Source organism: Pseudoalteromonas sp. Ld19 (assembly GCF_045064135.1).
Taxonomy (GTDB): domain Bacteria; phylum Pseudomonadota; class Gammaproteobacteria; order Enterobacterales; family Alteromonadaceae; genus Pseudoalteromonas; species Pseudoalteromonas aliena.
On record NZ_JBISHA010000024.1, the window covers coordinates 215269 to 235827 of the forward strand.

General features: G+C 41.5%; 17 protein-coding genes and 2 rRNA genes. 8 read left to right on the forward strand and 11 right to left on the reverse strand.

Annotation, left to right across the window (positions count from 1 at the left end; all coding sequences use genetic code 11):
- The first annotated feature begins 29 nt into the window (after positions 1-29).
- From ACJJVZ_RS19810 to ACJJVZ_RS19820, 3 genes are read left to right on the forward strand one after another with little or no spacing between them, the layout of a single operon-like run.
- Positions 30-2753: an ATP-binding protein gene (locus ACJJVZ_RS19810; RefSeq protein WP_138586680.1), complete on the forward strand. Its 2724-nt coding sequence runs from the start codon at positions 30-32 to the stop codon at positions 2751-2753.
- Positions 2743-4119, forward strand: coding sequence for an alpha/beta hydrolase (locus tag ACJJVZ_RS19815; protein ID WP_405602986.1), 1377 nt, complete (start codon positions 2743-2745; stop codon positions 4117-4119). The genes ACJJVZ_RS19810 and ACJJVZ_RS19815 overlap by 11 nt, the downstream gene beginning before the upstream one ends.
- Before the next feature lie 6 nt (positions 4120-4125).
- Entirely contained in the window at positions 4126-5265 is a 1140-nt protein-coding gene (locus ACJJVZ_RS19820; RefSeq protein WP_405602989.1) for a GNAT family N-acetyltransferase, read from the forward strand.
- On the opposite strand, the gene ACJJVZ_RS19825 is transcribed toward ACJJVZ_RS19820, so the two are convergent.
- Positions 5242-5832: a DUF938 domain-containing protein gene (locus tag ACJJVZ_RS19825; RefSeq protein ID WP_138586677.1), complete on the reverse strand. Its 591-nt coding sequence runs from the start codon at positions 5830-5832 to the stop codon at positions 5242-5244. The two genes, ACJJVZ_RS19820 and ACJJVZ_RS19825, sit on opposite strands and share 24 nt — an antisense overlap.
- 395 nt (positions 5833-6227) lie before the next feature.
- On the opposite strand from ACJJVZ_RS19825, the gene ACJJVZ_RS19830 reads away from it, so the two are divergent.
- From ACJJVZ_RS19830 to ACJJVZ_RS19850, 5 genes are all read left to right on the forward strand, one after another.
- Positions 6228-6413, forward strand: a complete 186-nt coding sequence (locus ACJJVZ_RS19830) for a hypothetical protein (RefSeq protein ID WP_077536563.1) — start codon at positions 6228-6230, stop codon at positions 6411-6413.
- A gap of 100 nt (positions 6414-6513) precedes the next feature.
- Positions 6514-6879: a hypothetical protein gene (locus ACJJVZ_RS19835; RefSeq protein WP_405602992.1), complete on the forward strand. Its 366-nt coding sequence runs from the start codon at positions 6514-6516 to the stop codon at positions 6877-6879.
- 11 nt (positions 6880-6890) lie between these two features.
- Positions 6891-8267: a lyase family protein gene (locus ACJJVZ_RS19840; RefSeq protein WP_138586304.1), complete on the forward strand. Its 1377-nt coding sequence runs from the start codon at positions 6891-6893 to the stop codon at positions 8265-8267.
- Positions 8268-8379: 112 nt separating this feature from the next.
- Positions 8380-8892 (forward strand): hypothetical protein, encoded by a 513-nt coding sequence (locus ACJJVZ_RS19845; RefSeq protein ID WP_138586303.1) that lies wholly within the window; start codon positions 8380-8382, stop codon positions 8890-8892.
- Between the two features lie 10 nt (positions 8893-8902).
- A complete protein-coding gene (locus ACJJVZ_RS19850; protein ID WP_138586302.1) occupies positions 8903-9304 on the forward strand; it encodes a hypothetical protein in 402 nt (133 codons plus the stop codon).
- Positions 9305-9331: 27 nt separating this feature from the next.
- Here ACJJVZ_RS19850 and ACJJVZ_RS19855 read toward each other — a convergent pair whose 3' ends face one another.
- The 10 genes from ACJJVZ_RS19855 to ACJJVZ_RS19900 form a co-directional block, all read right to left on the reverse strand.
- Complete coding sequence (locus ACJJVZ_RS19855; protein WP_077536558.1) at positions 9332-9517, reverse strand: hypothetical protein; 186 nt, start codon at positions 9515-9517, stop codon at positions 9332-9334.
- A gap of 15 nt (positions 9518-9532) precedes the next feature.
- Positions 9533-9853, reverse strand: a complete 321-nt coding sequence (locus tag ACJJVZ_RS19860; RefSeq protein WP_077536557.1) for a hypothetical protein — start codon at positions 9851-9853, stop codon at positions 9533-9535.
- Complete coding sequence (locus ACJJVZ_RS19865; protein ID WP_182703211.1) at positions 9850-10488, reverse strand: DUF4178 domain-containing protein; 639 nt, start codon at positions 10486-10488, stop codon at positions 9850-9852. Before ACJJVZ_RS19865 ends, ACJJVZ_RS19860 begins: the two co-directional genes overlap by 4 nt.
- A gap of 74 nt (positions 10489-10562) precedes the next feature.
- Positions 10563-11255, reverse strand: coding sequence for a PspA/IM30 family protein (locus tag ACJJVZ_RS19870; RefSeq protein WP_138586300.1), 693 nt, complete (start codon positions 11253-11255; stop codon positions 10563-10565).
- 24 nt (positions 11256-11279) lie between these two features.
- Entirely contained in the window at positions 11280-11693 is a 414-nt protein-coding gene (locus ACJJVZ_RS19875; RefSeq protein WP_004335098.1) for a YjfI family protein, read from the reverse strand.
- 78 nt (positions 11694-11771) lie between these two features.
- The gene (locus ACJJVZ_RS19880) at positions 11772-13493 is read right to left on the reverse strand and encodes a polyamine aminopropyltransferase (RefSeq protein ID WP_405602999.1); all 1722 of its coding nucleotides are present in this window, start codon (positions 13491-13493) and stop codon (positions 11772-11774) included.
- A 3-nt stretch (positions 13494-13496) separates the two neighbouring features.
- Entirely contained in the window at positions 13497-14396 is a 900-nt protein-coding gene (locus tag ACJJVZ_RS19885; protein WP_024589503.1) for a DUF350 domain-containing protein, read from the reverse strand.
- Between the two features lie 26 nt (positions 14397-14422).
- Positions 14423-15355, reverse strand: coding sequence for a CHAD domain-containing protein (locus ACJJVZ_RS19890; RefSeq protein WP_193155045.1), 933 nt, complete (start codon positions 15353-15355; stop codon positions 14423-14425).
- Between the two features lie 398 nt (positions 15356-15753).
- Positions 15754-18643 (reverse strand): 23S ribosomal RNA (locus ACJJVZ_RS19895).
- A 299-nt stretch (positions 18644-18942) separates the two neighbouring features.
- Positions 18943-20478 (reverse strand): 16S ribosomal RNA (locus ACJJVZ_RS19900).
- Together the 16S and 23S rRNA genes form the textbook arrangement of a ribosomal RNA operon.
- Positions 20479-20559 lie beyond the last annotated feature (81 nt).

Here is a 20559-nt window from a genome sequence, read left to right on the forward strand (position 1 = left end):
AATAAAAATAAAAATTGTTTGGGACTTATGTGAAAAACTTTAACTCTAAATACCACTCTATCATTTTCTACACACTTTTTGTTTTAGCTTACTTTTTTGTAGGCATTACACTCACTAAACTCGCATTTAACTCGCAAACAATTCCTATTTGGTTACCTGCAGGCATTGCTTTAGTAGGTTGTTATATATGGTGGTGGCGCTTCATTCCACCTTTATTTATAGCTGCAATGGCGTTTAATTTGAATATTTTTGATAGCTCACTTCACGAAATGGTGCTTATAGGAAGCTCATTTAATGAGGCTATGTATATTGCCTTTGGTGTTGTAATACAGGCGATGGTAGGTGCAGCATTGTTAAAGTGCTGGCTTGGGCATCCACTGCACTTTAAAAAACGTAAAAATATTGTCTACTTTATTGTAGTTGTCGCCATCTTAGTTAGCTTAATTTCAGCCAATTTAGGCGTATTCGCATTGAGCCAGTTTAATTCGGCTTATAGCGTTGATAATCACTGGCAAAATGTTATTTATTGGTGGCTTGGAGATACTTTAGGGGTATTGATAGCAACCCCTTTCTTACTCTCGCTATTACCACTAAAATCAAATCAACATAGTATTTCAGCCCTTCCAACAATCGCAGTGTGTTCAGTGTTGTTTATATCGGTGGCAGTAACAACGCAATTATACGAGCAAGAAAATCGTAAAAACACGATCAAAATTGCCGAGCGTGAAGTACACGTCATAGAAAACAGCCTTTATAGATACACAAACCGAAGTATTATTGCAGTGCAGAGCTTAGCAAGCCAAGTTCAATCATCTTCTACATTGAGCCAACAAGACTTCTATTCATACGCAGATCAACTCCTTGAGCAGCACTCATTTATAAAAACATTATCTTGGAATGAAAAAATACCACAGAATAAGCATCAAGATTTTATCAAAGAAATATCCAGTATTTACCATTCCAGTATTGAGATTGTTGGTGAGCCTCTTGAAAAAGATGATCCCCTTATTATTGTAAAATACATAGCTCCTTTTAGTGGTAATCAAAAAGTTATTGGCTTCAACATTCTTTCAAATTCAGATTTAAAGGGGCCATTACTTAAGTCAAACACAGGTCACTTACCTGTAGGCACTAAAATAATTCAACTGCTAACGCAAAGCAAAGTATCAGGTCCTACCTATTTATTATTCGCACCTGTTTATTCTCAAAATGAAAATAGAGAAACAGTCAAAGGCTATGCCACTGGTGTATTTTTGATACACAGTATTATTGAACAGGCTATTTCCAAACAACAGTCTGAAATGTTTTCAATTGATATCTATGAAGATATAAACAAGCCTCCTTTTTATAATAACTATGCTGAAAACTTAGACCAAGCTAAAGGTAGTAGGATCATGTCCTTCAACATTAATTTTGGTGGGCAACAATGGATTGTAAAACTAGCGCTTAAAGAAAGTTTTTTAGCACAGCATAATAACCAATTTACTTTACTGTTGCTTGTTCTCCAAGTGGCAGTATGCTCACTCATTTTAATGGTGCTGTTTTTATTCAATCAACAGCAAATTGAACTTACTCGCCAAGTGACAGAGCGCACTCATTCACTTGCGCAAGCAAAAAAACAATCCGATTTAGCTAATCAAGCTAAAAGTCAGTTTTTAGCTAATATGAGTCACGAAATTCGTACTCCATTAAATGCAGTGATTGGCTTTTCTTCGCTTGCTCGCAAAGACGATAGCGCGACGACCCTTATTGGTTATTTAGATAAAATAAACTCATCATCCAAAAGCTTATTGGGTTTGATTAACGATATCCTCGATATATCAAAAATAGAGTCGCAACGCTTAGTTATTGAATATATACCATTTGATTTTAATGCACTGATACAGCGTATAAATAATATGTTTGAACAAAGCGCGAGCAACAAAGGGATTGACTGGAAAATTAACTCTAGCTTGCAAGGGAACGTATGGTTTATAGGCGATTCCATGCGAATAGAGCAAATACTACTTAACTTATGTAGTAATGCGATTAAGTTTACAAGTAAGGGGAGTGTTACTGTCAATATAGAAGCTAAACTTAGTGCATCCAATAAAACTCAACTCACTATTTCGGTTATCGATACCGGCATTGGAATAAAAGAAAGCCAACATAAAAACCTCTTTAATGCATTTACTCAAGCCGATAGCTCTACTTCAAGACAGTTTGGCGGTACAGGCCTCGGATTAGCAATAGCAAAAGAGCTAAGCCAACTTATGAACGCCGAAATAACACTACAAAGCGAGTTAAATAAAGGCTCTACATTTACGCTCTCTATAGAGCTGGCTACCACCGCACCACAAGCCCCCCCAGTGGTTGAAAACACCAATATTAATATTGCCTCTTTAAAAATTCTTGTTGCTGAAGACAACCCTGTTAATCAAATGGTCATTAAAGCCATGCTCAGTTCGTTAGGAATAGTTCCACACCTTGTTGAAAATGGAGAAATGGCTGTTGATATAATTAAACAGCAAAACTTTGATTTAGTCCTAATGGATTGCCAAATGCCTGTCATGGATGGGTATAGAGCCACTGCGCTGATCAGACAATTTAAAACAGATAAAGAACTCCCTATCATTGCCTTAACCGCTGATGTTATGCCAGAGGACAAAGCACATGCACAAGCAGTTGGGTTTAATCAACATCTTGCAAAACCACTTGAACTCAGTAAGCTTAGTGAGTGTCTTACCCAATATGCAGTCGTAAATGAACAATAGTATTTTAATTTTAAAGGTATTATTTAGTTTTGTCTTAGGTGTTTTTTCGCATATTGTTGTCGCTCAGAACTGTACATCACAGGCGAGCGACTTTAATTTTATAACAAAAAGTAAGCAACAAGGTTTATTACGTTTTGAAAATGAGCACAACCGCCAGCACTTTAACTATAAAGCCCTTTTACCATTCAAAGATTACTTGGGTTACGCGCATCAACATATCAATAAAGCCAACCCTCGCGCATCTATGCCATGCTCGGTTATTACAGCTACTTATCAACAATTAGTTACACAAGGTAAACGCAAACCGCGCCCTGCTATTGCAGACCTCATTGCTCCTTTTGAGCTTACTCACCCACACAGCAATAAAGTTGCATTATTAATTCATGGCCTTACTGACTCTCCATTTACGTACCACGATTTAGCCCAGGTGTATTATCAGCAAGGCTATACTGTGCGCACTATTTTATTACCCGGACATGGTAGTGCCGCAAGCGCTTTACTAAATATAGAGGTTAACCAATGGCAACAAGCGATAAAATACGGTATTAAACGCTCAATACAAGACTTTGATGAGGTGATACTCGCTGGTTACTCTACGGGCGCGGCTTTACTTATTGATTTCGCAACCAAGCAATCCTTATCACCTAAAATCAAAGCACTTATGTTTTATTCTCCGGCAACTGAGCCGCATAACAAGCGTGGTTGGCTTGCAAAATGGATTGATGCAATCCCTTTTGTCAATTGGATAGACAAAGACGCTGATGTAGATTTTGCTAAGTATGAGTCATTTCCTTTAAATGCAGCAGCGGCCTCATATGATGCAATGTCACTTGTAAGTGTTAGTAGCTTAAACAAGCGCCCTGCACTTAAATTACCTATTTTTAGTGTACTTAGCGATATTGATACAACAATAGATACGCGTGCCACGCTAAAACTCCTGAGCGCACTACACAAAGGTAATTCAAAAAAATATAAGCCACTCGATACTTTAGTGCTTTATGGCAATACCGATATTTTACCAGTCAACTTTGCTAGTGACTACACTGTAAAAAATCCACAATGTACAACACCGCAATGTAAAAATATTCATGGTATGTCGCATATTGCTGTTGTTAACTCGCCACAAAATCCACATTACGGAATTGACGCAACTTATCGTAATTGCGGCAGTTTTATTAACGATGAGTCGCTGTATAAAACATGTAAAACGACTAAAAGCCCGCAATTAGGAGAACGTACTAGCGCTAACTTAAAACGCTATCCGGCTTTACAACGCTTAACTTATAATCCTCATTTTACCGAGCTTAAAATGCAAATTAATACGTTTATTAAAAACGTAGAACAGCTCAAAACAACTACAAGGTAAGTAGTCATGGGAACGTTTTCGCATCAATGGTTTAGCAGTATTAATGAGATTGATCAGGCGCAATGGCAACGTTTATTTGGCGATGAGCCATTTACTCAACATGCATTTTTATATGCCCTAGAGCAAAGCCAATGCGTAACACAACAAAGCGGCTGGCAACCCCATCACTTGGCTATTTTTGAAGGTGACACACTAATTGCGCTCGCACCCGGGTACTTAAAAAGCCATTCATATGGCGAGTATGTGTTTGATTGGGCGTGGGCAGAAGCCTATGAGCAACATGGTCTACGATACTACCCTAAGTGGCTCTGCGGTATTCCATTTAGCCCTATTGAAGGAAAGCGTATTGCTATCGAGCATGCGAATCCAAGTATTGTGTATCAATATATAACTGAGCAACTGAACATACACAGTGCTCAACAAGGTTGGTCTGGCTGGCATGTTAACTTTTGCGACCAAGATCAGGCTACATCATTAACTGAGCAACACGCCCTGCTAAGAGTGGGTGTGCAGTTTCAGTGGTTTAATAAAAACTTTGAAACCTTCGACGACTTTTTACAAATTCTTAGCTCACGAAAACGTAAATCACTTAAAAAAGAGCGAGCCAAAATAGCGCAACAGAATATTGCTATTGAATGGCTGCAAGGCACACAAATTACGCCCGAGATAATGCAACTGTTTTGTGAGTTTTATCAACGTACCTATTTAAAGCGCTCTGGTCATTTGGGCTATTTAAACATGGAATTTTTTACGCTTTTACATGCATTAATGGCTAATAATCTCGTTGTTATGCTAGCCAAAAAAGACGATAACGTGATTGCTGCAACGCTTAGTTTAGTAGGTGAAAATACGCTTTACGGACGCTATTGGGGAGCAAGCGAGGAGGTAGATTCGCTGCACTTTGAGCTATGTTACTACCAAGGTATTGAGTTCGCCATAAAAAATAAACTGAGCTGTTTTCATTCAGGTGCACAAGGTGAGCACAAAATAGCACGCGGCTTTGAACCCGTACTCACCTACTCGGCTCACCATATTGTTGATGGCGACTTTAGTAATGCAATAAGCGACTATTTAAAACGTGAACGCCGCCATATTGATATATATAAAGAGCAATGTAGCTCATTACTGCCGTTTAAAAACAAGTAACTGATTATTTGCAGGCATGGCCGTATCGCTAATAAGCTCGAGCCCTGCTTGCTTTGCTAATTTTTCGACCGCTTCGAAATCACGAATACCACTCAATGGATCACGCTCAAGTAAAAAGCGATTAAATTCTTCATTACTCGAACTAGTAAACTGACCTTGGTATTTAAATGGACCATAAATACATACCATGCCTTGGCTTTCTAAATGGCGCTCCACACCTTTAAAAAACAGTTCAACTAATTCCCAACTAACAATGTGAAAGGTATTAGCAGTATACACTGCATCCACTTTATCAACCGGCCAGTCATAGTTTAAATCAAGAGGCAACGGCGCATGCAAATTAACTAAGCTAACCTCGCTATGCCACAAATTTATACCTTCGTGGTTAACTTCTCTATCACTAGCTTGCCAGTGTAAATGGGGGAGTTGCTCTGCAAAAAACACACTATGCTGACCCGTACCGGAACCTATCTCAAGTAATCGTTTAGTTTTGTTAAGTACCTTGGTAAGCACGTCCAAAATAGGAGTTTTATTATTTTCGCAAGCTTGCGAGAAAGGTTTTGTCATTACTTTGCACCAAATGAGAAGCATATTGCACAACAATATCGCAAATTGATAATATTGGGTAATTAAAGTTTTATAGAATATCTATAAAAGCTATTGAATTCATAGAACTATAATAAATTAAAGGCGGTGGTATGCATTATGCTTTAGTTATATCAATCCTAAATAACCTGAACTCTGGTTAAGATATTTACTAATACATTGAATCATAATGATATTTATTTTTCTCTAGCCAGAGATTTTCAGTTAAAACAAGGCGAACTTATGCGTCAATAGCTGGCCTATTGCAAGTAAATTCAACGTAGTTAGCGCTGAAAATAGCTGCTTGAGATAGATTTATTATCCAAAGTTCAGACTAAATAGGGTTAATTAAGAGTTTAATCAAGAGGATAATTATTATGCACACTCCACCTTATACAGCTGTAGACGCAGCTGTTGCTATAGCAGAAAAAAACATCAACGAACATCGTGAATCCGCTGATATGAGAGCTACCGTAATCGATTTGCTTTCGCACCCCAAACATAATCAAAAGACGATGACAAAACATGAAACAGACCAAATATTTATTCTTGGCTACAATTAAGGCTCCGCTTAGTACCATAAATAATTTTAGAATAACTATTTACACAGAAACCGATGAAATGTAATGATAACTATTATCGTTAAGTTGAGTCGGTTTTTTTATGTCTTTAAAACATACGCAATATCGTTACCATCAAGAACTCTCTTGTCATTGCTTGAGACCTGGCCTACATGCACCTATGCTCGTTGCCGATTATATAGAAACCGCCCTTAACGTAGCCAAAAATTTTGAACGACAGCATAACCCTTTGCTCCAAGAGCTTTATCTTAGGCGAACACATCATGAAATTATGAACAAAATGTGCGACCCTCTTATACACAATGCTATTCGAAAACAATGCTTGAATCAGTTATACAAACCACTGTTGGCATTAAAGCGGTTTTATAAAGTTCATAACAACACGGCAAAATTTTTAATACTTGAGCGTGAAGCTCGTATTCTTAGTCTCGAATTTAACCCTTTTTAAGGAGCGCATTTATGAGTAATTTTAGAGTAGAAGCAGACAGCATGGGCGAATTACAAGTACCTATTAATGCCCTCTACCAGGCACAAACACAACGAGCCGTTAATAACTTTGCGATTAGTGGCCTTTCTATGCCTAAGCAATTTATAACCGCACTGGCTTATATAAAACAAGCAGCCGCACAAAGTAACTGCGAACTTGGACACCTAAATAAAGCCAAAGCACATGCGATTGAGCAAGCATGCCAAAGTATTATTGATGGCGATCATGTTGAGCACTTCCCAGTTGATATTTTTCAAACAGGCTCAGGTACAAGTTCAAATATGAACGCCAACGAAGTTATTGCAACGCTTGCTAGCCGATTAGGTAATGAGAGCGTTCACCCTAACGATGATGTAAATATGGGGCAAAGCTCTAACGACGTAGTCCCTACTGCTATCGCACTCAGTAGTGCGATAAATGTAGTGTATGAGTTACTTCCTTCGCTTGAAAACTTATCGCAAAGCCTAGAAAAGAAAAAAGCTGAAGTAGGCCATATAGTTAAAACGGGCCGTACGCATTTAATGGATGCAATGCCTGTTACGTTTGATCAAACACTAAGTGCATGGCAATCACAAATTAATCATGCTGCGGCAGGAATACGACATAGTTTAGAGCGTGTTTGCGAGTTAGCACAAGGCGGCACAGCAGTGGGAACCGGTATAAACGCGGACCCTAAATTTGCAGCAAAATTTACAGAAAATCTGAGTGCCAATGTAGGTATTAGATTTACGCCTAGCAGTAACTTTTTTTATAATATTGGCTCACAAGACGCCATTGTAGCGCTTTCGGGGCAATTAAAAGTACTCGCTGTAGCACAAATGAAAATAGCGAACGACCTTCGTTGGATGAACTCAGGTCCACTTGCAGGTTTAGGTGAAATAGAGCTTGAAGCACTCCAACCGGGCTCATCTATTATGCCAGGTAAAGTTAATCCTGTGATACCAGAAGCTGCCGCAATGGTAAGCGCACAAGTAATAGGTAACGACGCCACTATAACTGTCGCAGGGCAAGCGGGTAATTTTGAATTAAACGTAATGCTGCCAGTCATTGCGTATAATATTTTGCAAAGCATAGAATTACTTGCCAATAGCGCGCAAGCATTGGGCGATAAAGCCATTGCCAGCTTTAAGGTGAATCAGCCAAATATAGACAAAGCCCTAGCAAAAAATCCAATTTTAGTAACAGCACTTAATCCGGTGATCGGTTATGAAAAAGCGGCAAAAATAGCAAAGCAAGCTTACAAAGAAGCCCGCCCTATTATTGATGTAGCCGAACAAGAAACCGATTTACCACGCGAGGAACTCGAAAAACTGCTTAACCCTACCAAACTTACACAAGGCGGATTGTAGTTTTTTTGGATCTAAAATACGGCTTTAATTATCTGATTATATAGTTTTTATTGCCGTCAAAAATGCAGTGTGTATGATAGTGATGAATAATTCATCACTATCAAGGTTTGTAATGCGTACTTCATTGTTAGCTATACTTTTACCAATTTGTTTAACAGCGTGCTTAGATAAAGCCCCTACTGATACAGAACAAACAAAAGTGACTCCAGAAACTGAATCATCAATGCCTGCTGTGCAAAAATTACAAGAAAATACAAAAAGTAATGTTGCTGAAAAACTGCCCACAGCTGATTTAAAAGACATATCAATCGATGATATAAAAATGGCTAAAGCCGAGTTAAATACACTAATTACAGATAAGCAGTGTGATACAAGCATGGAGTGTAGAGTCAGCCCAGTCGGTAGTCGTGCATGCGGTGGACCTAGTAGCTTTGCTGTCTACTCAGTAAAAACGGCATCTGAAAAACAAGTAACAGCACTTAGCGAAAAGATTACTAAGCTTGAGAGTAGCTATAATGCACAAAAAGGTATGATGAGCATTTGCCAACATTTAACCACACCTAGTACGCAGTGTGTTGAAAATAAATGTGTTAAGCTTGAAGGCTCAGCGGTAAGTGTATTTTAAGGATATCATTATGAGTTGTTTGCCATCGCCAGCTAATCTATCAATTTTGAGTATTGCTAGTAGCATGCTATTGCTGAGCGGCTGCGTTAGTACTACACCATCAAGCAGTGTTCAAAAGCAAGATCTAGCGGGCTTAAATAGCGAACTAAACAGTATTATAAACAACAGTTGTACGGCTAGTTTTCAGTGTAAAGTGCTTGAAGTGGGTGCTAGAGCATGCGGCGGGCCAAGTAAATATGTTGTTTACTCAACACTTAATACTTTACAAGAAAAAGCTGAAAATATTGCGGCTCAAATAACACAGCAAGAAGAAACACAAAACAAAGAAAAGGGTTTAACTGATTGCTTACCTTTACTTGAAGTGCAATCGCTGTGTATTAATCAGCAATGCCAATCGTTTGATATAAAATAATAAACTACATATATTTTAATCTCAGCGTTAACTTAAATACGGAATTAACGCTGAGATTACAATCACCATAACCACACAAATACCCGCTTTTATAATGTACTTCATAGGCATTGTTTTTAGCACCCAGTACGCATAAATGTAACGCACAAAATAACTCGCCGCAGTACCAAACAGCGCAAAAATAATTAAGTAGGCAATTAAAATAATATTCATAATAATCTAGTGCAGCTACTTAGTTTTTTTAGTGTGAGCAATTAGTAAGTCAGCTACTTGTTGCTTTACGGCTCGCTTATCATCACTTTGTACTTCAAAGCGGCTCGCCAGTTGCGCTATTTCATCATCATTTAGATTAAACGATAAACGTTGGCGCGTTTTTTTAGACTTTACATCTAGGCCAAGTATTTTACGGATCATATCTGACGGCGTGAGTTCTTGATCAATTGCCTGCTTTTTTATCAGCTTTTGAACTTCGCTGCTTAGATCAAATGCCATTTGCGTGGCACGCACAGCTTGTTCCTGACGTAACCACTTGTCTTTAGCATCACTCACTTAGCATCTCCGGGAAACAAGTCTACAATGTCTGACATTGGACGCGTTAGCGTTAGCGATACTTCGGTTTCGCCGCCATCCCAAATCTCGATATTTAAACCAAAACCTTCGTTATCTGACGCTAAGCAAATCATTTCACATGGCTCACCACCTTCTTGCTCATAGCGAGGTAATGCTTGGTTGCGGTAATCTTTATTATGGAAATAACACACATAAGGCGACTCGCTTTGTTGATAGCTTTTAGCTAAAAACTGCATAAAGCGCTCTGGTGTATTTTGCACTGTAATGTGGGTTAACGACTCTTCATCAAAAATACGCGCAAACTCATCAAGACTAAATATTTCTTCAACTTCGTTTCGCTGAATTTTAATAGAAAAGTTAGCCCACTCTTCACCATCATCTTGCTCAATTTGTAAAAATACTACTTGTCCACTGTTTGTCTCAAGTACAAATTCAGTATCGCTACTGTGCTGATATTGGTAAGTCTGAATACCAGTAACACGTAGCGTTTCACCTTTTAACCATGCAGGATAAGCAAATGAATCGATAACGCTAAACATGTCGCCTTTTTTAAGATCGCTCGGATGATTAAGCTGACGTTCTGGCTCTTTTTTAGATTTGAAAAAATTAAACATAGGAAGGCTGCCCTCTAAGCAAAAAAGGTAACTGAGCAAAACTCGGTTACCTTTTTAAAATATAAACGTAATGGTTAGCTATTTTGCTTAGCTTTGATGCGAGCTAAAATATCAGCACTTTTTGGACTTGTGTCGCCAATGCCTGCTTCAGCCATTTTTGCTTTTAAGTCATCGCCATTTACGTCTGACTCAAGTTGCTTTGCAGCACCAAGCTGGTCATTTCGATCTTGTTGGCGCTGCTTAATGCGTTCAAGCGATTGACGAGCCGATGTCATAGACGAGCTGTTTGTATTAAGCGTGCTGTTAACAGCCATTGTTGCTTGCTGTACGCTTTCAGTGGTTTTAACCATTGTAAGCTGACGCTGATTCTCTTTAATCGATTTTTCAGCATCTTTAACTTGCTGCTTAAGCGCAACGATATGGTTGCTAAAGCCAGATAACACTTGCTCGTTTTCAGCTTTTTCAGCTTCAAAGTCACCAATTTTTTCTGCAATTTCTAATGCTAACGCTTCGTTGCCCTTTTCAAGTGCTTGGCCTGCATACGCTTCATGTTCAGCGATCGATGCATCTACAGCGCTAATTTTACGCTTAGTTTGCATTTCTTTAGCCATTACTTCAGTAAGGCTTTTTTTAGCACGGTGAAGCGCATTTTGCGCGTCTGCAATTTCTTGCTCAAAAATACGAATGCCATTTGCATCGACAATTGCTTCGCCTGCTTCACGAGCGCCGCCACGTACTGCTGTAAATAATTTTTTTAAAATACTCATAATCTTAACTCCACTAACTAGCTATTAATCGTTTAAATACAAGGTCACGGCTTCTAGTGCATCGATAGCGTTATCGGCTAATGTCACTAGTTCGTGGGTAACGTCATCTAATGATGAATTTACCGACAGTGCACCAAAAATCGCGTATTTGTTATCGATTTTAGCAAATGCACTCAGTGGAATTGGCACGTTTAAACGTAGTAATGTTTCGTTTAACTCGTTGCGTAATTCACTTTTAACTTCATCTTCGTCAAACAAGTAGCTAATACATAAAAGCTGCTCTTGTGTTTGTGTAACAAAAATTGGAAGTTCATCATTTCCATCAACAATGACTTGTAAAACATCTTGCTCGCCAGGGTTGGCAATCAAGAAAGACTCAAAGTTAGCACCTTCAGTTTCAAAAGAAGCTAATTTTATTGAAAGTTCATTTAATTCCATGTCTCTGCCTTTTGTCGTTTGACATATTATGTCTGAGTTAAGATTCTCACGGCCGACATATTATGTCAACCCTGTTTTTTAATTTTTATACAATTCGCTTTCTATTTGCCATGCAGTTCGGTAATAATCATATAATTGACCAGAGCCTAACCTATTGACCTCAACACTTTTAACTTGTTCAAAGTAATGATTGGGAAATACAAAACTTGCTAATAAATACTCTTTACTGATCCACCTTGATGGCACTGGCATAACAGCTACATCATTAATTCGACCACTAGCCGACTGACCCATTTTAGTGGCTATAGTCCAGCCCCATTGGCCAAACGAAGGGATGTTTTGCTGGTATTGTTCAACATAGCCAAACCCTGCGGCTTTGACCGTTTTACCTATACTTAAAAATGCTTTTTTGGCATGGTAAGGTGAAGTCGATTGAACCGCCATTGCACCATCTGGTGCCAATAACTGCCGTACATGATTATAAAAATAGTCACTGTACATTTTATTTAGATCAGGATGATTAGGATCGGGTAAATCAATTAAGATAGTGTCAAATTGCTGAGATTGATCAAGTAACTTTTCAACTTCTAAAAATGCATCACCCACAATTATGTTGGCTCGCGAGTCATGCATCGATTTATTGTTTAGCTGTAGCAATCGCTTATTAATGTGCTCTGGCGGTGTAAAGTCACCATCCTTATGACCAAATAAATTGAGAAGCTGCGCGTCTAAATCTATTAGCGTTACTTCACTCACTGGCCATTTTAAAACATCCCTAAGCGCAAGCCCATCGCCACCACCAATTATTAATACACGGTCATGTCTGTTAGAGGCTAGCATTGCAGGATAAACCAGCATTGAATGATATATTTGCTCATCAATACTTGAGAACTGCAAACGCCCATTTAAATATAAATCGGTGATCGGTTGCGGCTGGTTTTTACTTAATCTCTCAGTTAAAACAACGTGCTGATACTTAGTTGCCTGTGAGTAAATTACTTTATCTTTATATAAAACATTGCTTAGACTGTTCATCCAACCACTGCCAAATACCAAAATAAAACCAAAGAGTGCCAACAATGCTATATGGCAAACTAAGAGCGCCTTAGCAAAGCGTACATGGGTGTGGTAACGCCATAAAAATGCGAGCCCTGCTATGATGTTAAATAACGCCGTCCACGCTGCAGCCTGCATTATAGGCATTGAGAGCATGATGCTTACCCAAATGGCGGCACCAATACCAGCGCCAATATAATCGGCACCATAAATAGTCCCCGCGTTGTTTTCTAAAAACCGACCATAAACATGCTGACGAATACGCGCTATAAGCGGTATTTCCATACCAATAAATAAGCCCAGTATTAAACCAAAAACATAAGGTAGAAAGCGCGACCACTCTTGAAGTTTTTGAAATACGTAACCATTAAGTACAACATCAGGGGGTAAATTAAAAATACTCGAAAACAAATGAGGAAGAGAATAACTAACTGCTATTACACTCGCTATCGCTAAAATGCAGCCCATGCCAATCAGAGCTATAATGCTTTCTAGCCAAGCAAAAGCAGTAAATGCGTCTTTAAACCAACGCGCTAAAAAAGCGCCTAAGCCCATTGCTACAATCATAGTACCAATCATGGCGTAAATAGCGCTCTCTACTGAGCCAAGTACACGGCCAGCATAATGAGACAGTAAGTATTCATAAATAAGGCCGCACCCAGCAAGCACGGCCATAACAGTAATAAGTAATATATCGTGCCCAAGTAAGCGAGACTTACTTGGGCTAGTTGTGGTTGATGACACTGATTATGCGCCTAGTAAGGTTGCCATAGTGATACCTACAGCAAATGATACTGCCGCAGAAATAGTAGCTACACCTACATTTTTTTGACGATTAACTTCATCTGAAATATCGCAACCAGATAAAATTATTTTAATTGTCACTAAGTGCAAAATAATAAATGCGACAAGGCTCACAACAGCGCTAATAGCCCAGTATAGTAAACTCGCATTAATGTTATCCGCAGCGTATGGCGCAACACCTGTTGCAGCAGTAATAGCTAATGCACTACCGACTAAAAATCCAGCGTAACGAATACCTACAGCTAAGTTACCATCTACAATTGCTTGTTGTAGGCAATCGCCGCTTTTATTTGTACGCTTAAATAACTGTACTCGATACTGGCTAACAAGTAGTAATACAACGCTACCTATAATAAAGGCGGCAATTACAATTGGAAGACCATGCCAGCCGTCAGTAGCCACCCATAAAAGAGCTGAGCGAATAACGATAGCAACGCTAACAACATGACCAAAATCAATTATTGAAGCTGTAACGTTACCTTTAACGATTTCGTCGTGCAGGCTTACTTTACGAAGTGCTACTTTATCTTGAAAAAAGTGACCTAACTTAATAAGTACAATTGCTAATGCGCCGTAAGCTAACATTTGCAGTGCTTCTTGTTGCAGTGTTGCAGCAAAAGCACCACTACTTACACCTGTTAATACAATCGCCAGTGCCACTAAGCCAGCGGCAAAGCTAATACCAAAAGCAAAGTTATCACGTTCTGTTATTTCATCATTTGCATGTAAGTTTGAAACCCAGCCTTTTATATATTTAAGGCTTACAAACAATAAAACAATAATTGCAAAATCAATCGCCAGCGCTTGTAGCGACCACATAGTTATTCCATTAAATTCATACATATTATTCTAACTCCAACTTTATTCTTTTACTTACCACGGCTCACGCCACGAGAGGTTCTGCTACCGCTATCACGCACCGATCCTGAGCTATTGCTATAACTGCTCGAACGAGAATAACTACTGCGGCTTTTTGCTGGCGTATAACTACTACGGCTTAAACCTGATGCACCTGTTTTTTTACTCGCATAAGGGCTTGTAAACTGCTTACCTTGGCGTTGGTATGTTTGGCGCGTGCGTGTTTCTAGTGCGCTTTGGGTTTTAATTTGTTTAGGGCTTGAATAACGCGAACGGCCATAGTCATTGTAATAGCTATACTTTCGGCGCTTACTCCAGCTTCCATATTCAACACGGTCAAATACATCACCTAAAATACGGTACATTCCGTACCATTGCCAAAAGCTAATACCATTGCTATTTGATTGCCAGTTACCATAGTTAGGGTTACCTACCATTTGGTTACCAACACCCTCACCTTCAGCTTGCTTACTAATTGCGCCTACACGCGCTAAGGTGCCTTTCGACATATCAGCGAGCATATTAATAGGATCGGTTAACGCATCAGAAAATAGCGTAGGTTTAGATGCATCACGCAACAAATCAATGCTATGTAACGTATCTTCGTAAGGAGGAATTAAGTAAGTTCCTTTAATATCTTTAAGTCGCTGCGTTAAGCCACTATAAAGTGCACCTTGGCGGGTTGCATCAAGGGTAATTACATCAACAACTTTTGTAAGCTCTGGCTGTTGTTTTTTAAGAAGCTCGCCATACTCTTTAAGTAACACAGCATTGCGTACACTTCCATTATCGAGGGCAGTACCAAGCTGAGACAGCTCCGTATCTACCTTTTTAATAGACTCTTGAATTGTTTGTTGCAGCTGCTCTTCTTTGGATTGACAACCCATAAGCACTGCGAACAAACAAAACAGGCTCATAAGTTTCCAAGCTTTAATATTCGACATTCATGTCACCTGATTTACTAAATTAACTCAGGTAGTTTTACACAGGTCACTTATTAAACCAACAATGAAATTGCAACAAAATGAGAAGAAACGAATGGTTATGAAATCAAAGTGTAATTTAGTAAAAATATTGAGCTATATCGTGAGGTTCGAATCGAAGTAAAAGCTTTATAGAGGTACGTGGAGTGCTTTTAATATCCTCGCTCAACTTACGTGTTCGGCGCTGAGTGAGTGTATGTTAATTGCACGCATTTCACTTTTCTGCAGACGTAAAAAAACCCGAATCGTCAGATTCGGGCTTTCTACAATTTGAAGCCTGTGTAATGTCGTAGTGCCCACAGCGGTGGAGAGCCACAGTGCAAATGGGGTACTATCTTTGAAAACGCGTTTGGCGTTGTATGGTTAAGCCTCACGGGTAATTAGTACAAGTTAGCTTAATGGCTCACACCACTTCCACATCTTGCCTATCAACGTTGTAGTCTTCAACGGCCCTTCAGAGACTTTAAAAGTCTAGTGAGAACTCATCTCGAGGCCTGCTTCGCGCTTAGATGCTTTCAGCGCTTATCAGTTCCGAACGTAGCTACCGGGCAATGCCATTGGCATGACAACCCGAACACCAGCGGTTCGTTCACTCCGGTCCTCTCGTACTAGGAGCAACCCCTCTCAATTCTCAAACGCCCACGGCAGATAGGGACCGAACTGTCTCACGACGTTCTAAACCCAGCTCGCGTACCACTTTAAATGGCGAACAGCCATACCCTTGGGACCGACTTCAGCCCCAGGATGTGATGAGCCGACATCGAGGTGCCAAACACCGCCGTCGATATGAACTCTTGGGCGGTATCAGCCTGTTATCCCCGGAGTACCTTTTATCCGTTGAGCGATGGCCCTTCCATTCAGAACCACCGGATCACTATGACCTACTTTCGTACCTGCTCGACGTGTCTGTCTCGCAGTTAAGCTGGCTTCTACCATTACACTAACCGTACGATGTCCGACCGTACTTAGCCAACCTTCGTGCTCCTCCGTTACTCTTTAGGAGGAGACCGCCCCAGTCAAACTACCCACCAGGCACTGTCCGTAACCCCGATTCAGGGGCCAACGTTAGAACATCAAAACTACAAGGGTGGTATTTCAAGGTTGACTCCACAACAACTAGCGTCGCTGCTTCTAAGTCTCCCACCTATCCTACACATGTAGGTTCAATGTTCAGTGCCAAGCTGTAGTAAAGGTTCACGGGGTCTTTCCGTCTAGCCGCGGGTACACAGCATCTTCACTGCGATTTCAATTTCACTGAGTCTCGGGTGGAGACAGCGTGGCCATGGTTACACCATTCGTGCAGGTCGGAACTTACCCGACAAGGAATTTCGCTACCTTAGGACCGTTATAGTTACGGCCGCCGTTTACCGGGGCTTCGATCAAGAGCTTCTCCCTAAGGATAACCCCATCAATTAACCTTCCGGCACCGGGCAGGTGTCACACCGTATACGTCATCTTGCGATTTTGCACAGTGCTGTGTTTTTAATAAACAGTCCCAGCCACCTGGTCACTGCGGCTCCCGTCCGCTTAGAGAGCAAGTCTCATCACAGATAGGAGCGTACCTTCTCCCGAAGTTACGGTACGATTTTGCCTAGTTCCTTCACCCGAGTTCTCTCAAGCGCCTTAGTATTCTCTACCTGACCACCTGTGTCGGTTTGGGGTACGATTCCATATAATCTGAAGCTTAGAGGCTTTTCCTGGAAGTATGGCATCAGCAACTTCATCACCGTAGTGACTCGTCTCGTGTCTCAGGTTTAGTGTTCGTCCGGATTTACCTAAACAAACGCCCTACTCACTTTCACATAGACTACCAACGCTATGCTTGCTTAGCCTGCTCCGTCCCCCCATCGCAATTATATCGAGTACAGAAATATTAATCTGTTTCCCATCGACTACGCCTTTCGGCCTCGCCTTAGGGGTCGACTTACCCTACCCTGATTAACATGGGATAGGAACCCTTGGTCTTCCGGCGTGGGAGTTTTTCACTCCCATTATCGTTACTCATGTCAGCATTCGCACTTCTGATACGTCCAGCATACCTCCCGGTACACCTTCAACCGCTTACAGAACGCTCCCCTACCACTCAGAATAAATTCTGAATCCGCAGCTTCGGTGCATAGTTTAGCCCCGTTACATCTTCCGCGCAGACCGACTCGACCAGTGAGCTATTACGCTTTCTTTAAAGGATGGCTGCTTCTAAGCCAACCTCCTGGCTGTCTGGGCCTTTCCACATCGTTTCCCACTTAACTATGACTTTGGGACCTTAGCTGGCGGTCTGGGTTGTTTCCCTCTTCACGACGGACGTTAGCACCCGCCGTGTGTCTCCCGGATAGTACTTTACGGTATTCGGAGTTTGCAAAGGGTTGGTAAGTCGGGATGACCCCCTAGCCTTAACAGTGCTCTACCCCCGTAAGTATTCGTCCGAGGCTCTACCTAAATAGATTTCGGGGAGAACCAGCTATCTCCCGGTTTGATTAGCCTTTCACTCCTAGCCACAGGTCATCCCCTAACTTTTCAACGTTAGTGGGTTCGGTCCTCCAGTTGATGTTACTCAACCTTCAACCTGCCCATGGCTAGATCACCGGGTTTCGGGTCTATACCTTGCAACTAGTCGCCCAGTTAAGACTCGGTTTCCCTACGGCTACCCTATTCGGTTAACCTCGCTACAAAATATAAGTCGCTGACCCATTATACAAAAGGTACGCAGTCACCCAACAAGTGGGCTCCTACTGCTTGTACGTACACGGTTTCAGGTTCTATTTCACTCCCCTCACAGGGGTTCTTTTCGCCTTTCCCTCACGGTACTGGTTCACTATCGGTCAGTTGGGAGTATTTAGCCTTAGATGATGGTCCACCTATATTCAGTCAAAGTTTCACGTGCTCCGACCTACTCGATTTCACTTAAAATGTCTTTTCATGTACGGGACTATCACCCTGTATCGTGGCACTTTCCAGAGCCTTCCATTAACACATAATAAGCTTAAGGGCTGTTCCGATTTCGCTCGCCGCTACTTTCGGAATCTCGGTTGATTTCTTTTCCTACGGGTACTTAGATGTTTCAGTTCTCCGCGTTCGCCTCGTTAACCTATGTATTCAGTTAACGATACCTGCAAGCAGGTGGGTTTCCCCATTCGGAAATCCTAGTCTCAAGTGCTTTTTACTAGCTTGACTAGGCTTATCGCAAGTTAATACGTCCTTCATCGCCTCCAACTGCCAAGGCATCCACCGTGTACGCTTAGTCACTTAACCATACAACCCAAACGGGTCTTTGTTGTGTGACAGTTTAACTTCGCCAGAAGTCAATATTGAATACTAAAGTAGATACCAATCAATCAACTCATAAGAGTTAACTAAATGGCACTGAATGGTACTGCTACCATTCTTTTTTTACTTTTGAAAACTCTTGATAAATACAATGTATTCATCAGAATTTTATTATCAGCTTTTCCAAATTTTTAAAGAGCATATTAATTAGTTATCCCAAAGGGACACGCACTAATTAACAATCATCTGTGTGGACACTACGAACAAATAAGTTCTAAATCGTATAAGGAGGTGATCCAGCCCCAGGTTCCCCTAGGGCTACCTTGTTACGACTTCACCCCAGTCATGAATCACTCCGTGGTAAACGTCCTCCCGAGGGTTAGACTATCTACTTCTGGAGCAACCCACTCCCATGGTGTGACGGGCGGTGTGTACAAGGCCCGGGAACGTATTCACCGCGTCATTCTGATACGCGATTACTAGCGATTCCGACTTCATGGAGTCGAGTTGCAGACTCCAATCCGGACTACGACGCACTTTAAGTGATTCGCTTACCTTCGCAGGTTCGCAGCACTCTGTATGCGCCATTGTAGCACGTGTGTAGCCCTACACGTAAGGGCCATGATGACTTGACGTCGTCCCCACCTTCCTCCGGTTTATCACCGGCAGTCTCCTTAGAGTTCTCAGCATTACCTGCTAGCAACTAAGGATAGGGGTTGCGCTCGTTGCGGGACTTAACCCAACATCTCACAACACGAGCTGACGACAGCCATGCAGCACCTGTATCAGAGCTCCCGAAGGCACCAAACCATCTCTGGTAAGTTCTCTGTATGTCAAGTGTAGGTAAGGTTCTTCGCGTTGCATCGAATTAAACCACATGCTCCACCGCTTGTGCGGGCCCCCGTCAATTCATTTGAGTTTTAACCTTGCGGCCGTACTCCCCAGGCGGTCTACTTAATGCGTTAGCTTTGAAAAACAAGTCCGAGGACCCGAGCTTCTAGTAGACATCGTTTACGGCGTGGACTACCGGGGTATCTAATCCCGTTTGCTCCCCACGCTTTCGTACATGAGCGTCAGTGTTGACCCAGGTGGCTGCCTTCGCCATCGGTATTCCTTCAGATCTCTACGCATTTCACCGCTACACCTGAAATTCTACCACCCTCTATCACACTCTAGTTTGCCAGTTCGAAATGCAGTTCCCAGGTTGAGCCCAGGGCTTTCACATCTCGCTTAACAAACCGCCTGCGTACGCTTTACGCCCAGTAATTCCGATTAACGCTCGCACCCTCCGTATTACCGCGGCTGCTGGCACGGAGTTAGCCGGTGCTTCTTCTGTCAGTAACGTCACAGCTAGCAGGTATTAACTACTAACCTTTCCTCCTGACTGAAAGTGCTTTACAACCCGAAGGCCTTCTTCACACACGCGGCATGGCTGCATCAGGCTTGCGCCCATTGTGCAATATTCCCCACTGCTGCCTCCCGTAGGAGTCTGGGCCGTGTCTCAGTCCCAGTGTGGCTGATCATCCTCTCAAACCAGCTAGGGATCGTCGCCTTGGTGAGCCATTACCTCACCAACTAGCTAATCCCACTTGGGCCAATCTAAAGGCGAGAGCCGAAGCCCCCTTTGGTCCGTAGACATTATGCGGTATTAGCAGTCGTTTCCAACTGTTGTCCCCCACCTCAAGGCATGTTCCCAAGCATTACTCACCCGTCCGCCGCTCGTCAGCAAAGTAGCAAGCTACTCTCTGTTACCGCTCGACTTGCATGTGTTAGGCCTGCCGCCAGCGTTCAATCTGAGCCATGATCAAACTCTTCAATTAAAAAGTTTTATGTCTTTCGACAGCTCAATGAATTCTGAATTTATTTTAATATCTTTCGATATTGAATTGACTGTGCCGAAG

What these genes read in the sequence shown, in the direction of transcription:
- ACJJVZ_RS19815 (WP_405602986.1), top strand. Translation starts at nt 2,743, where the DNA reads ATGAACAATAGTATTTTAATTTTAAAGGTATTATTTAGTTTTGTCTTA.
- ACJJVZ_RS19820 (WP_405602989.1), top strand. Translation starts at nt 4,126, where the DNA reads ATGGGAACGTTTTCGCATCAATGGTTTAGCAGTATTAATGAGATTGAT.
- ACJJVZ_RS19875 (WP_004335098.1), bottom strand. Translation starts at nt 11,693, where the DNA reads ATGGAATTAAATGAACTTTCAATAAAATTAGCTTCTTTTGAAACTGAA.
- ACJJVZ_RS19885 (WP_024589503.1), bottom strand. Translation starts at nt 14,396, where the DNA reads ATGTATGAATTTAATGGAATAACTATGTGGTCGCTACAAGCGCTGGCG.
- ACJJVZ_RS19835 (WP_405602992.1), top strand. Translation starts at nt 6,514, where the DNA reads ATGTCTTTAAAACATACGCAATATCGTTACCATCAAGAACTCTCTTGT.
- ACJJVZ_RS19840 (WP_138586304.1), top strand. Translation starts at nt 6,891, where the DNA reads ATGAGTAATTTTAGAGTAGAAGCAGACAGCATGGGCGAATTACAAGTA.
- ACJJVZ_RS19870 (WP_138586300.1), bottom strand. Translation starts at nt 11,255, where the DNA reads ATGAGTATTTTAAAAAAATTATTTACAGCAGTACGTGGCGGCGCTCGT.
- ACJJVZ_RS19850 (WP_138586302.1), top strand. Translation starts at nt 8,903, where the DNA reads ATGAGTTGTTTGCCATCGCCAGCTAATCTATCAATTTTGAGTATTGCT.
- ACJJVZ_RS19845 (WP_138586303.1), top strand. Translation starts at nt 8,380, where the DNA reads ATGCGTACTTCATTGTTAGCTATACTTTTACCAATTTGTTTAACAGCG.
- ACJJVZ_RS19855 (WP_077536558.1), bottom strand. Translation starts at nt 9,517, where the DNA reads ATGAATATTATTTTAATTGCCTACTTAATTATTTTTGCGCTGTTTGGT.
- ACJJVZ_RS19825 (WP_138586677.1), bottom strand. Translation starts at nt 5,832, where the DNA reads ATGACAAAACCTTTCTCGCAAGCTTGCGAAAATAATAAAACTCCTATT.
- ACJJVZ_RS19890 (WP_193155045.1), bottom strand. Translation starts at nt 15,355, where the DNA reads ATGTCGAATATTAAAGCTTGGAAACTTATGAGCCTGTTTTGTTTGTTC.
- ACJJVZ_RS19830 (WP_077536563.1), top strand. Translation starts at nt 6,228, where the DNA reads ATGCACACTCCACCTTATACAGCTGTAGACGCAGCTGTTGCTATAGCA.
- ACJJVZ_RS19865 (WP_182703211.1), bottom strand. Translation starts at nt 10,488, where the DNA reads ATGTTTAATTTTTTCAAATCTAAAAAAGAGCCAGAACGTCAGCTTAAT.